Here is a 12,838-nt window from a genome sequence, read left to right as displayed (position 1 = left end):
GCGAGCGCGGCGTAGCCGGGCGTGGCGGGCCGTCACCATCGGCCCATCTCGCCTAGTCGGCGGGGCCTCGGGCCGGCATGGCACTGGCGAGCACCGGCACCAGTCCTACCCCTGAATTTCGCGCAGGTATGCAAGCATGGGGAATGCAGACCGACCCGGCCGCGACGCCCGAACTGGGTGCGGGCGCGCGCTGGTCAATCATGATCGTTTCGCTGCTGGCAACGGCGAGTTCCTTCCTCTTCATCAATGGCGTCGCGTTCCTCATCCCGTCGCTGCAAGCCGCGCGTGGAATACGGCTGGACGAAGCCGGTCTGCTGGCCTCGATGCCCAGCTGGGGCATGGTGGTCACGCTGGTGCTCTGGGGGTACGTGTTGGACCGGGTCGGCGAGCGGGTGGTCATGACCACCGGCTCGGCGCTCACCGCGATAGCCGCCTACGCCGCGGCCTCGGCGCATTCGATCGTGATGATCGCCGTATACCTGTTTCTCGGTGGTATGGCCGCCGCCAGTTGCAACACGGCCGGTGGGCGGCTGGTGTCCGCCTGGTTTCCGCCACACCAGCGCGGACTGGCGATGGGCATCCGCCAAACTGCGCAACCATTAGGAATCGCGTTGGGCGCATTGGTAATTCCCGAGCTTGCCGAACACGGGCCACAGGCCGGCCTTCGATTCGCCGCGTTCGCGTGCGCGGTCGGAGCGATAGCGAGCGTCGTCGGAGTCGTCGACCCGCCACGCAAACCCCGTGCCAGCGCAAGCAATCAGGAACTCGCCAGCCCTTACCGAGGGTCGTTGACACTGTGGCGAATTCACGCAGTGGCAGGTCTGTTGATGATGCCGCAAACGGTGACCATCACGTTCATGCTGGTATGGCTGATCAAGAACTTGCACTGGTCTGTCGCAGCCGCCGGCGGGTTGGTGACTCTCTCGCAGCTGCTCGGCGCGCTCGGTCGCGTGGCCGTGGGCCGTTGGTCCGATCGGCTCGGCTCACGCATGCGACCGGTGCGCTACATCGCGGCCGCAGCCGTGCTGATCCTTGTGTTGCTGGCGTGGGCCGATTACCTGAACAGTCGCTGGCAAGCGGTGCTGATGGTAGCCATCACGGTGATCGCGGTCCTCGACAACGGGCTGGAAGCCACCGCAATCACCGAATTCGCCGGGCCGTACTGGAGTGGGCGAGCCCTGGGCATCCAGAACACCACCCAGCGGATGGTTGCTGCGGCCGGTCCCCCACTGTTCGGAGCCTTGATCTCGGCCGCGAAATACCCACCGGCATGGCTGTTGTGCGCGTTGTTCCCCTTGGCGGCGGTGCCGCTGGTGCCGGCGCGGTTGCTGCCGCCCGGCCTGGAGACTAGAGCCCGGCAGCAATCCGTTCGCCGATTTCGGTGGTGGCGCGCCGTTCGCTTCCACGCGTCGCCAAATACTGCTCGACGGCCCGGTCCACCCGCGTAGCGGCGGCTTCCTCGCCGAGATGGGCGAGCAGCAGCGCCACCGACATGACGGCTGCGGTCGGATCGGCGATGCCCTGCCCGGCGATGTCCGGAGCGCTGCCGTGTACCGGCTCGAACATCGAGGGGTTGGTCCGCGTGCCATCGATATTTCCACTGGCCGCCAAGCCAATTCCGCCGCACACCGCTGCGGACAGGTCGGTGATGATGTCGCCGAATAGGTTGTCGGTGACGATCACGTCGAAGCGACCGGGGTCGGTGACCATGAAGATGGTCGCGGCGTCGATATGTTGATACGCCACCTCGACGTCGGGGTAGTCCCGGCCGACCTCGGTCACGATGCGCGACCACAGCCTGCCGGCGAAGGTCAACACGTTGGTTTTGTGCACCAATGTCAAGTGCTTGCGCCGTCGCCGGGCCCGCTCGAACGCGTCGACCACCACGCGACGCACACCGAAAGCCGTGTTCTGGCTTACCTCCGTCGCCACTTCGTTGGGAGTTCCGACGCGGATGGCGCCGCCGGTGCCGGTGTAAGGACCTTCGGTCCCCTCGCGCACCACCACGAAGTCGATCTCGGGGTTGCCGGCCAGCGGGCTGTTCACTCCTGGATAAAGCCGGCCCGGCCGCAAGTTGATGTGGTGGTCCAGCTCGAAACGCAGGCGCAGCAACAACCCTCGCTCCAGCACCCCGCTGGGCACCGACGGGTCCCCGATAGCACCGAGCAGTATGGCGTCATGCGCGCGCAGCTCGTCGACGACCGAGTCCGGCAGTAGCTCTCCGGTGGCGTGGTACCGCCGCGCCCCCAGGTCGTAGCTGGTCTTGTCCACCCCGGGCAGGACCGTGTCCAGGACTTTGATGGCCTCGGAAATGACTTCGGGGCCAATACCGTCGCCCTCTATCACCGCCAGCTTCATCGGCGCCGCTTTACATCGCGTCGGCGCGCATCAACGGTCACGACAGATCAACCACCTCAAGCTTGTTGGCGCCGACGGCTGCGCCGATTTCGGCCCGCACGTCGCCCGGTACGTCTTGATCCAGCCGCAGCAGGATCGTCGCACTCGGACCTTCCGTGTCCTCGGAAAGCTGCGCCGCTTCGATGTTCACCCCGGCCGAACCCAGCAGAGTGCCGATCTTGCCCAGCGCGCCGGGCTGGTCGACATAGTTGATCACCAGGTTGATACCTTGGGCGCGCAGATCGAAGTTGCGGCCGTTGATCTGCACGATCTTTTCCACCAGCTGTGGTCCGGACAGGGTGCCGGCGACGTTGGCGGCGGTGCCATCGGGCGCTACCGCGCGTACGTCGACCACGCTGCGGTGGTTCGGGCTTTCCGACGCGGTGCTGATTTCGGCTATGATGCCACGTTCGTCGGCCAGCGCCGGGGCGTTGACGAACGTCACCGGCCCCTCGACGACAGCCGAGAACAACCCGCGCAGCGCCGAAAGCTTAAGCACCTCAACATCTTCGGAGGCCAGCTCACCGCGCACCTGCACCGACAACGACACCGGCGGACCGTCGGACAGCGTGGCGGCCAACACCCCGAGCTTGCGCACCAGGTCCAGCCAGGGCGCCACCTCCTCGTTGACCACCCCGCCGCCGACATTGACCGCGTCGGGAACGAATTCCCCGGCCAGCGCGAGTTTCACGCTTGCGGCGACGTCGGTGCCGGCCCGGTCTTGCGCCTCTTCGGTCGATGCCCCCAGATGCGGAGTGACCACCACCTGCGGCAGCTCGAACAGCGGGCTATCGGTGCAGGGCTCTTTGGAGAAGACGTCCAGACCGGCCGCGCGCACGTGGCCACTGCGCACCGCGTCGGCCAGCGCGGCCTCGTCCACCAGACCACCGCGGGCCGCGTTGACGATGATGACGCCCGGCTTGGCCTTCGCCAGCGCATCCTTGTCGATCAAACCCGCGGTTTCGGGCGTCTTCGGCAAGTGCACCGAGATGAAGTCGGCGCGCGTCAACAGTTCGTCCAGCGTCAGCAACTCGATGCCCAACTGTGCGGCACGGGCGGGCGACACGTAGGGGTCGTAGGCGATCAGGTGGGTGCCGAAGGCGCTGAGCCGCTGCGCGACCAACTGCCCGATGCGGCCCAGGCCCACAACGCCGACCGTCTTGCCGAAGATCTCGGTGCCCGAGAAGGACGACCGCTTCCAGGCGTGCTCGCGCAGCGAAGCATCGGCGGCGGGGATCTGCCGGGCGGCGGACAGCAGCAGCGCGAGCGCATGCTCGGCGGCACTGTGAATGTTCGACGTCGGCGCGTTGACCACCAGCACACCGCGCTCGGTGGCGGCGTCGACGTCGACGTTGTCCAGGCCTACTCCGGCGCGGGCGACGATCTTCAGCTTGGGCGCCGCGGCCAACACCTCGGCGTCGACGGTGGTGGCCGAACGCACCAGCAGCGCATCGGCCTCCGGCACCGCCGCCAGCAGCTTCTCGCGATCGGGGCCGTCTACCCAGCGCACCTCTACCTGGTCGCCCAGGGCGGCGACGGTTGATTCGGCTAGCTTGTCGGCAATGAGTACAACAGGCAGATTCACCCGGCCAGCCTATCGGCTGTAATCGACGCGTTGACGTCACCGTCGTCGGGAGCGGACCCCACGGGCTGCCCGCCGCCCTATTCTTCCCCCGGGCCCGCCTGAAAGTGCAGGTCGCCGAAGCTCAGCCGGCCTTTCGCCGGGGGCGCGGGCACCGGTGCGCCTACGATGACGCCCGTGACGAAACTCGCGATCATCTACTACTCGGCCACCGGCCACGGCACCACGATGGCGCACCGCGTTGCCGCCGCGGCCGAATCGGCGGGGGCCGAAGTCCGCCTGCGGCACGTCGCCGAAACGCTGGATCCCGAATCGTTCGCCCACAACCCCGCCTGGACGGCGAACTACGAGGCCACCAAGGACCTTCCGTCGGCCACCGGCGACGACATCGTCTGGGCCGATGCGGTGATCTTCGGGTCACCGACCCGGTTCGGCTCTCCGGCAGCGCAATTGCGCGCATTCCTCGATTCGCTGGGTGGGCTGTGGGCGCAGGGCAAGCTCGCGGACAAGGTGTACGCGGGCTTCACGTCGTCCAACACCATCCATGGCGGTCAGGAAACCACCCTGCTCTCGCTGTACATCACGCTGATGCACTTCGGCGGCATCATCGTGCCGCCGGGATACACCGACCCGTGCAAGTTCGTCGATGGCAATCCCTATGGGGTGAGCCTGGTCACCACCCACGACAACATCAAGGAATTCGACGAGCCCACCGGCACCGCCCTCGAACATCTGGCCCGCCGGGTGGTCGAGACGGCGGGGCGCCTTGCGGCGTCGTAGCCGTCGAACGTGCACTCACGGCGAAAAAGTCGCAAAATATTCGCCCTGAGTGCACGTTCGGCGCAAATAAACTAGGCGGTTTCGGTAATCGGCCGGTCGACCCAGCTCATCAGGTCGCGCAACTTCTTGCCGGTGATCTCGATGGGGTGCTCGGCGTTTTCTTTGCGCAATTGCTCGAGTTGCTTGTTGCCGCCTTCGACGTTGGCGACCAGCTTCTTGGTGAAGTCGCCGTTCTGAATGTCGCGCAGGATCTCTCGCATCCGCTCCTTGGTGCCGGCGTCGATGACTCGTGGGCCGGAGAGGTAGCCGCCGAATTCCGCGGTGTCGGAGACCGAGTAGTTCATCCGCGCGATGCCGCCCTCGTACATCAGGTCGACGATCAGCTTGAGTTCGTGCAGCACCTCGAAGTAGGCCATCTCCGGCGGGTAGCCGGCCTCGACCATCACATCGAAACCGGCTTTCACCAATTCCTCTGTGCCACCGCACAACACGGCCTGCTCACCGAACAGATCGGTCTCGGTCTCGTCCTTGAAGGTGGTCTTGATGACACCGGCGCGGGTGCCGCCGATGGCCTTGGCGTAGGACAGCGCGAGCGCCTCGCCGTCGCCGTTCGGGTCCTGGTCGACGGCGATCAGCGCGGGCACACCCTTGCCGTCGACGAACTGACGACGCACCAGGTGGCCGGGTCCCTTGGGGGCGACCATCGCGACGGTGACGTTGGCCGGCGGCTTGATCAGGTCGAAGTGGATGTTGAGCCCGTGACCGAAGAACAACGCGTCCCCATCCTTCAGGTTGGGTTCGATGTCGTTCTTGAAGATGTCGGCCTGCGCGGTGTCGGGCGCCAGCAGCATGATGACGTCGGCCCACTTGGCGACCTCGGCCGGGGTGTCCACCTCCAGTCCCTGCTCGGAGACCTTGGCCCGCGACTTCGAACCCTCCTTGAGGCCCACCTTCACCTGCACACCGGAATCGCGCAGGCTCAGCGAGTGCGCGTGTCCTTGGCTGCCGTATCCGATGACACCGACCTTGCGACCCTGGATGATCGTCAGGTCCGCATCGTCGTCGTAAAACATCGGCAATGTCTCCCCAGACGGGTTAGCCACTTCTCTATCTCCTTCTTGTTTGCGCTGAAAATCTATTTGGCCGTGCCGATTCCGCGCGGACCGCGGGCCAACGACACCACTCCGGATTGGACGATTTCGCGAATCCCGAAGGGTTCCAGGACCCGCAGCAGCGCCTCGATCTTGCCGCGGTCACCCGTCGCCTCAATGGTCAGCGCCTCTGTCGACACGTCGATCACCTTGGCGCGGAACAGATTCACCGCTTCGATCACTTGGCTGCGGACGCCGGCGTCGGCGCGCACCTTGATCAGCGCCAGTTCGCGTGACACCGAGTTGTCGTCGTCGAGCTCGACGATCTTGATGATGTTGATCAGCTTGTTGAGCTGCTTGGTGATTTGCTCGAGCGGGGTCTCCTCGGCGGAGACCACAATGGTCATCCGCGACATGTCCTTCTGCTCGGTGGCGCCCACGGCCAGCGACTCGATGTTGAACCCGCGCCGCGAGAACAGCGCCGCCACCCGGGCGAGCACGCCGGGTTTGTCCTCGACCAACACCGACAGAGTGTGCGTGTGCATCAGGCGTGGCCTTCGCTCTCGTCGTCGAACAGCGGACGGATTCCGCGCGCCGCCTGGATCTCGTCATTGCTGGTGCCGGCGGCCACCATCGGCCACACCTGCGCGTCGGCGCCGACGACGAAGTCGATCACCACCGGGCGGTCGTTGATCGCCCGCGCCGCCTTGATCACGTCTTCGACGTCTTCTTCACGCTCGCAACGTAATCCGACGCAGCCCAGCGCCTCCGCGAGCTTCACGAAATCCGGGATGCGATGCGAGTGCGTGGCCAGATCGGTCTGCGAGTAACGCTCGTCGTAGAACAGCGTCTGCCACTGGCGCACCATGCCCAGGTTGCCGTTGTTGATCAGCGCCACCTTGATCGGCACACCTTCGACCGCGCAGGTGGCCAGCTCCTGGTTGGTCATCTGGAAGCAGCCATCGCCGTCGATCGCCCACACCTCGGCGTCCGGGCGGGCCATCTTGGCGCCCATGGCCGCCGGAATGGCAAACCCCATAGTGCCCAGCCCGCCGGAGTTGAGCCAGGTGCGCGGCTTTTCGTAGGAGATGAATTGTGCGGCCCACATCTGGTGCTGGCCGACGCCGGCCACGTACAGGGCATCCGGGCCGGCGAGCTTACCGAGTTTTTCGATGACGTACTCCGGCCCCAGGCTGCCGTCGCTCTGCGGCCCGTAGCTCAGCGGGTAGGTGGACTGAACTTGGTTCAGGTAGGCCCACCACTCGGTCATGTCGACCTTGCCGGGAATGCCGTCCTGGCGCAGCAACTCCACCAGCTCGGCGATGACGGCTTTGACGTCGCCGACGATCGGCACGTCGGCGTGGCGGTTCTTGCCGATCTCGGCCGGGTCGATGTCGGCGTGAATGACCTTGGCTTCGGGGGCGAAGGTGTCCAGCTTCCCGGTCACCCGGTCATCGAAGCGGGTTCCCAGCGCGATCAGCAGGTCGCTGCGCTGCAGCGCCGCCACCGCGGCGACGGTGCCGTGCATGCCGGGCATGCCCATGTGCTGCGGATGGCTATCCGGGAACGCCCCGCGCGCCATCAGCGTGGTCACCACGGGGATGCGGGTCAGCTCGGCCAGCTCGCGCAGCTGTTCGGTCGCTTCACCGCGGATCACGCCGCCGCCCACGTAGAGCACCGGCTTGCGGGCCGCCGCGATCAGCTTGGCGGCCTCGCGGATCTGCCGGCTGTGCGGCTTGGTGTTCGGCTTGTACCCGGGCAGGTTGACGCGTGGCGGCCAGGTGAACGTGCACTGGCCCTGGAGCACGTCTTTCGGGATGTCGACGAGCACCGCGCCGGGGCGGCCCGAGGAGGCGATGTGGAAAGCCTCGGCGAGCACCTGCGGGATCTCGTTGCCCGAGCGGACCAGGAAGTTGTGCTTGGTGATCGGCATCGTGATGCCCGAGATGTCGGCTTCCTGGAAGGCGTCGGTGCCGATCAGCGAGCGTCCGACCTGGCCGGTGACGGCGACGACGGGGATCGAATCCATCTGAGCGTCGGCCAGCGGGGTCACCAGGTTGGTGGCCCCGGGCCCCGACGTCGCCATGCAGACGCCCACCTTGCCGGTGGCGTGCGCGTAGCCACTGGCGGCGTGGCCAGCGCCCTGCTCGTGGCGGACCAGCACGTGGCGCAGCTTCTTCGAGTCGAACAGCGGGTCGTAGACGGGCAGTACCGCGCCGCCGGGGATGCCGAAGATGACCTCTACGCCAAGTTCCTCCAGCGAGCGGATCACCGACTGTGCGCCGGTGACTTGCTCGGGCCCGATACGTTTCGGCTTGCCGGCCGCGGATTTCGCGGCGGGCTTGGCCGCGTCCGTGGCGATGTCCGCAGCGTCGGGCGCCGCGGAGACGTGCTGCCTGATGGGAGCGCTCACTGTCGTTCAGTCCTTATTCGTTTGGGGAGTCTCACTGGGGGCAACAAAAAACCCCCGACAGCTCATCTGCTGCACGAGGGTTGCGCGTTGGTTCTGGATTGCTTCAAATGCTGAAGGGCAAGTCAGGCACCAACGCGCCGACCAATTACTACGAGCATCCCGGGCTGTCCGGCGGTATCCATAGCGTCCGACGGTAGCCTTCGCACAGCTCAGCAGTCAAATCCGGAATCGTCGGCGCCACCGTCACCGAGTTGGCCGGCCGAGGCGCAGCAACGCGCGTGCTCGCGGGATCGACCCCTGGTGCCGGATGAAATGATGGTTGGGTGGCCACCAGCTCATCTCCCCAAACCCCGTCCACAGCGCCCGTCGTGATCAAAGTGTCGCCAATAGCGCATCTGGCCGTCGGATTCCTGACCTTGGGGTTGCTGATTCCGGTGCTGCTGTGGCCGCCGTCGCTTCCGCTGCTGATCCTCCCGGTGCTGCTATCGGCGTTGATCATCCGGTTACGCACCGTCGCCGACGACCAGGGTGTGACCGTGCGGACGCTTTTCGGCAGCCAGAAGGTGCGCTGGGACGATATCGACGGGCTGCGTTTCCACCGGGGTTCGTGGGGGCGCGCGCGCCTCAAAAGCGGCGCCGAGCTGCGGTTACCGGCGGTGACGTTCTCCACCCTGCCGGAGCTGACCGAGGCCAGCGCGGGGCGGGTGCCGAATCCCTACCAGTGACTAGGCCGATCAGCCGATCGGATTCACGCCGTTGAGGGCCACCCAGACCCCGACGCCGGCCGCGATCCCGGCCAGCAGGGCGACAAAAGACCCGATGAAGGGGCGATGCGCCCAGCCGCGGCGCACGTCCAGGCCGTAGCGGCCGGGTCCGCACAGGATGATCGCGGCGGCCATGACGATCAGGCTGATCTGGTATTCGTGGCCCTCGGGCAAAAAGAACGAGAAGGTTCGCCCGTGCGGCCGTGCCGAGACGCTGGCCAGCAGGCCGTTGATCAAAAATGCCAGCGCACCGGCCGCCGCTAGGGGAGTGAACAGGCCGAGTATCAGCAGCGCGCCCGCCACGGCCTCCCCGCCCGCGCTCACGTAGGCGAGGATGTCGGCGTGCTGATAGCCGACATCGGACAGTGAGTTCTTGAACCCCGCGACGCCCGCTCCACCCCACCAGCCGAACAGCTTCTGCAGCCCGTGAGCGCCGAGTACCACACCCAGCCCGACGCGCAGCAGCAGCAAACCGAGATGCTGCGTTCCGCGCCGGCCGACATCGTGGAACCGGTCATGGTGTTCGTCATCGTGGCCATCGGCGGACTCGGAAGCGTGCCGGGCCGCCGAATGCGGCTCGACGTAGGGCAAGGGCTCCTGCTGTTCCAACAGGTTGTAGCCCCCGGCGCCGGGTCCGGCGACCGCGGCGGCGCCGCCGTAAGGGATGACGGTGGTGGTCCCGGTCGACGGATTGAAGTCGCCGGGGTAGCCGACTGGCGTCAGATCATCTTCGGGATCGACCAGCCGCGCCGAGGCGGGGCGTCCCGGGGTCGGCTCCGGAGATTCGCCGGGCCGTTGCCAATGTGCGTCATTCGGTTGACTGGTCACGGGTGTCAGGGTAAGGGCATTCAGTCCTGAATTGGGGATTTGAGCGGCGCTTTCGCCTGGCAATCGGTGGTTTGCCCGCCGAATCGGCCCGGATCGGCCCCAAATGGGCCCGCAAACCGCTCCCGGCGGCCCTGACGGGAATCGCGGGACCTCCGAAGGAGGCGGTGGCAAAGCGGTCGCGAGCGAGTTTTCGGCGTCGGACAAGAGGCGTGTGTGGCGGCGCCGCTGGCAGTGTCCGTAGCCTGACGGTCATGCGACTAGGGCGATCGGGGCGGTCGGTTCGGCGGGGGTTCGCCGCGCTGTGCGCCCTCGTGCTGGTAACGAGCGGGTGCGCGCGCTTCAACGATGCCCAATCGCAACCGTTCACCACGGCCCCCGCGCTGAAGCCGCAGCCCAGCTCGACGCCTCCCCCGCCGCCGCCACTGCCGCCCACACCGTTTCCCAAGGCCTGTCCCGCTCCCGGGGTGATGCAGGGCTGCCTGGAAAGCACCAGCGGCTTGATCATGGGCCCCGACAGCAAGACCGCGCTCGTCGCCGAGCGCACCACCGGCGCGGTCAAGGAGATCTCCGTCAACGCCGAGCCGAAGGTGAAGACGGTGATCCCGGTGGACCCATCCGGCGATGGCGGCTTGATGGACATCGTCATGTCGCCCACCTACAAGCAGGACCGCCTGATGTACGCCTACATCAGCACGCCGGCCGACAACCGGGTGATCCGCGTCGCCGACGGCGACATCCCCAAGGACATCCTGACCGGCATCCCCAAGGGCGCCACCGGGAACACCGGAGCGTTGATCTTCACCAGCCCCACCACGCTGGTCGTGATGACCGGCGACGCGGGCAATCCGGCGCTGGCCGCCGACCCCAAATCGCTGGCCGGCAAAGTGCTCCGGATCGAGCAGCCCACCACCGTCGGCCAGGCACCTCCGACGACGGCGCTGACCGGCGTGGGTGCCGGCGGCGGCCTGTGCACCGACCCTGTCGACGGCTCACTCTATGTCGCCGACCGGACTCCGACGGCAGATCGCTTGCAGCGCATCACCAAAACGTCGGATGTTTCCACGGTGTGGACCTGGCCGGACAAGCCGGGGGTGGCCGGCTGCGCGGCGATGGACGGGACCGTGTTGGTCAACCTGATCAACACCAAGCTGACGGTCGCGGTGCGGCTGGCGGCGGCCACCGGCGCGGTTACCGGTGAACCCGACGTCGTGCGCAAGGACACCCACGCGCACGCCTGGGCACTGCGCATGTCGCCTGACGGAAACGTCTGGGGCGCAACCGTTAACAAGACGGCCGGGGACGCAGAGAAGCTGGACGACGTCGTGTTCCCACTCTTCCCGCAGGGCGGCGGATTCCCGCGCAACAGCGACGACAAGAGCTGATCGCTCGCCGTGCGGCGTGGCGTACGATCAGCCCGCTAACCCTGCCCGCAGGCGGTCAACACCAATTCGCGCACCCGGGCGGCGTCGGCCTGGCCGCGGGTGGCCTTCATTACCGCGCCGACGATCGCGCCGGCCGCGGCCACCTTGCCGCCGCGGATCTTCTCTGCCACATCCGGATTGGCGGCCAGCGCCTCGTCCACCGCGGCCTGCGTCACCGAGTCGTCACGCACCAGCGCCAAGCCCCGCGCGGTCATCACCTCTTCGGGCTCGCCCTCCCCGGCCAGCACACCCTCGACCACCTGGCGGGCCAGCTTGGTGGACAGCTTGCCGTCGTCGACCAAAGCCACCACCGCGGCGACCTGCGCGGGCGTGATGGCCAGCTCATCCAGCGCCACGTTGGCCTCGTTGGCCTTCTGCATCAAAAAGTTTCCCCACCAGGCGCGGGCCTGCTCGCTGGACGCGCCGTGCTCGATGGTCGCGGTGACCAATTCGATCGCCCCGGCGTTGACCAGGTCGCGCATCACCTCGTCGGAGATGCCCCACTCGTCCTGAATGCGTTTGCGGCTCAACCACGGCAGCTCGGGAATGGTCTGGCGTAACTGCTCTACCAGTTCACGGCTCGGCGCGACCGGTTCTAAGTCCGGCTCCGGGAAATACCGGTAATCCTCGGCGGTTTCCTTGGTGCGCCCCGGGCTCGTGTAGCCACCGGTCTCGTGAAAGTGCCTGGTTTCCTGAGTGATTCGCCCGCCGGACGCCAGAATCGCAGCCTGGCGCTGCATTTCGTAGCGCACCGCAACCTCGACACTTTTTAGCGAGTTGACGTTCTTGGTCTCGGTTCGGGTGCCGAACTCGGTCGTTCCGATCGGCTTCAGCGACACGTTGGCATCACACCGCATGGAGCCCTGATCCATGCGGACGTCGGATACGTTCAAGGCGCGCAACAGGTCTCGCAGTGCCGTCACGTAGGCTCGGGCGATCTGCGGCGCCCGGGCACCGGCTCCCTCGATGGGTTTGGTGACGATCTCGATCAATGGCACCCCGGCGCGGTTGTAGTCGATCAACGATGTGGTCGCGCCGTGGATGCGGCCGGTCTCACTGCCGATGTGGGTGAGCTTGCCGGTGTCTTCCTCCATGTGCGCGCGCTCGATCTCGACCCGCCAGGTGGTGCCGTCCTCAAGCGGGGCTTCGAGGTAGCCGTTAATGGCGATGGGCTCGTCGTACTGCGAGATCTGGTAGTTCTTCGGCTGGTCCGGGTAGAAGTAGTTCTTCCGGGCGAAGCGGCACCACGGCGCGATTTCGCAATTGAGCGCCAGCCCGATCCGAATGGCCGACTCGACCGCGCTCTGGTTGAGCACGGGCAGCGAGCCGGGCAGACCGAGGCATACCGGGCATACCTGGGTATTCGGTTCGGCGCCGAATGCGGTGGTGCAGCCGCAGAACATTTTGGTGACGGTGGACAGCTCCACATGCACCTCGAGGCCGAGTACCGGATCGAAACGCGCGATGACGTCGTCGTAGTCCATCAGATCGGCGCTGGCGGCAACACTCATGCGCCCGATCCTAGTGGTGATCGCGAGCGCGGCGGAGCCGGGCGAAGCGGG

The 12,838-nt window shown here is 66.6% G+C and carries 10 protein-coding genes and 2 pseudogenes; 5 read left to right on the top strand and 7 right to left on the bottom strand.

The genetic code is table 11. The annotated features are described in order from the left end of the window. Positions 1-143 precede the first annotated feature (143 nt). Positions 144-1,448, top strand: coding sequence for an MFS transporter (locus AC5Y4F_RS26025; protein WP_067932002.1), 1,305 nt, complete (start codon positions 144-146; stop codon positions 1,446-1,448). Here the strand turns inward: AC5Y4F_RS26025 and AC5Y4F_RS26020 are convergent. Both AC5Y4F_RS26020 and serA read right to left on the bottom strand, forming a co-directional pair. Next, complete coding sequence (locus AC5Y4F_RS26020; RefSeq protein WP_067932004.1) at positions 1,348-2,358, bottom strand: 3-isopropylmalate dehydrogenase; 1,011 nt, start codon at positions 2,356-2,358, stop codon at positions 1,348-1,350. The genes AC5Y4F_RS26025 and AC5Y4F_RS26020 overlap by 101 nt on opposite strands. 37 nt (positions 2,359-2,395) lie before the next feature. Then, complete coding sequence (serA, locus tag AC5Y4F_RS26015) at positions 2,396-3,982, bottom strand: phosphoglycerate dehydrogenase (protein ID WP_067932006.1); 1,587 nt, start codon at positions 3,980-3,982, stop codon at positions 2,396-2,398. Between the two features lie 11 nt (positions 3,983-3,993). Here serA and AC5Y4F_RS26010 point away from each other — a divergent pair. Both AC5Y4F_RS26010 and wrbA read left to right on the top strand, forming a co-directional pair. Then, a pseudogene (locus AC5Y4F_RS26010) lies at positions 3,994-4,149 on the top strand (hypothetical protein); the annotation flags it as partial. A 7-nt stretch (positions 4,150-4,156) separates the two neighbouring features. Continuing rightward, a complete protein-coding gene (wrbA, locus tag AC5Y4F_RS26005) occupies positions 4,157-4,759 on the top strand; it encodes an NAD(P)H:quinone oxidoreductase (RefSeq protein ID WP_067932037.1) in 603 nt (200 codons plus the stop codon). A gap of 71 nt (positions 4,760-4,830) precedes the next feature. Here wrbA and ilvC read toward each other — a convergent pair whose 3' ends face one another. The 3 genes and pseudogenes from ilvC to AC5Y4F_RS25990 form a co-directional block, all read right to left on the bottom strand. After that, the gene (gene ilvC / locus AC5Y4F_RS26000) at positions 4,831-5,832 is read right to left on the bottom strand and encodes a ketol-acid reductoisomerase (RefSeq protein WP_067932008.1); all 1,002 of its coding nucleotides are present in this window, start codon (positions 5,830-5,832) and stop codon (positions 4,831-4,833) included. A gap of 62 nt (positions 5,833-5,894) precedes the next feature. Continuing rightward, complete coding sequence (gene ilvN / locus AC5Y4F_RS25995; RefSeq protein ID WP_067932010.1) at positions 5,895-6,395, bottom strand: acetolactate synthase small subunit; 501 nt, start codon at positions 6,393-6,395, stop codon at positions 5,895-5,897. Continuing rightward, positions 6,395-8,220, bottom strand: a pseudogene (locus AC5Y4F_RS25990) (acetolactate synthase large subunit). Before AC5Y4F_RS25990 ends, ilvN begins: the two are co-directional and overlap by 1 nt. A 411-nt stretch (positions 8,221-8,631) precedes the next feature. Here AC5Y4F_RS25990 and AC5Y4F_RS25985 point away from each other — a divergent pair. Then, positions 8,632-8,988, top strand: coding sequence for a PH domain-containing protein (locus tag AC5Y4F_RS25985; protein ID WP_067932038.1), 357 nt, complete (start codon positions 8,632-8,634; stop codon positions 8,986-8,988). 9 nt (positions 8,989-8,997) lie between these two features. Here AC5Y4F_RS25985 and AC5Y4F_RS25980 read toward each other — a convergent pair whose 3' ends face one another. Then, the gene (locus AC5Y4F_RS25980) at positions 8,998-9,855 is read right to left on the bottom strand and encodes a DoxX family protein (RefSeq protein ID WP_067932013.1); all 858 of its coding nucleotides are present in this window, start codon (positions 9,853-9,855) and stop codon (positions 8,998-9,000) included. Positions 9,856-10,106: 251 nt separating this feature from the next. Here AC5Y4F_RS25980 and AC5Y4F_RS25975 point away from each other — a divergent pair, with 251 nt between their 5' ends. After that, on the top strand, positions 10,107-11,237 hold the full coding sequence (locus tag AC5Y4F_RS25975; RefSeq protein ID WP_067932014.1) for a PQQ-dependent sugar dehydrogenase: 1,131 nt from the start codon (positions 10,107-10,109) through the stop codon (positions 11,235-11,237). Positions 11,238-11,272: 35 nt separating this feature from the next. Here AC5Y4F_RS25975 and gatB read toward each other — a convergent pair whose 3' ends face one another. Further along, complete coding sequence (gene gatB / locus AC5Y4F_RS25970) at positions 11,273-12,787, bottom strand: Asp-tRNA(Asn)/Glu-tRNA(Gln) amidotransferase subunit GatB (RefSeq protein ID WP_067932015.1); 1,515 nt, start codon at positions 12,785-12,787, stop codon at positions 11,273-11,275. Positions 12,788-12,838: the final 51 nt, after the last annotated feature.

The organism is Mycobacterium sp. NGS56 (assembly GCF_059812425.1).
The sequence above is the reverse complement of the archived record's forward strand: the minus strand, read 5'-3'. Positions and strand labels throughout refer to the sequence as shown.

Coding starts and splice junctions, on each gene's coding strand:
- ilvN (WP_067932010.1), bottom strand. CDS start 6,395: ATGCACACGCACACTCTGTCGGTGTTGGTCGAGGACAAACCCGGCGTG.
- AC5Y4F_RS26025 (WP_067932002.1), top strand. CDS start 144: ATGCAGACCGACCCGGCCGCGACGCCCGAACTGGGTGCGGGCGCGCGC.
- gatB (WP_067932015.1), bottom strand. CDS start 12,787: ATGAGTGTTGCCGCCAGCGCCGATCTGATGGACTACGACGACGTCATC.
- AC5Y4F_RS25975 (WP_067932014.1), top strand. CDS start 10,107: ATGCGACTAGGGCGATCGGGGCGGTCGGTTCGGCGGGGGTTCGCCGCG.
- AC5Y4F_RS26020 (WP_067932004.1), bottom strand. CDS start 2,358: ATGAAGCTGGCGGTGATAGAGGGCGACGGTATTGGCCCCGAAGTCATT.
- ilvC (WP_067932008.1), bottom strand. CDS start 5,832: ATGTTTTACGACGACGATGCGGACCTGACGATCATCCAGGGTCGCAAG.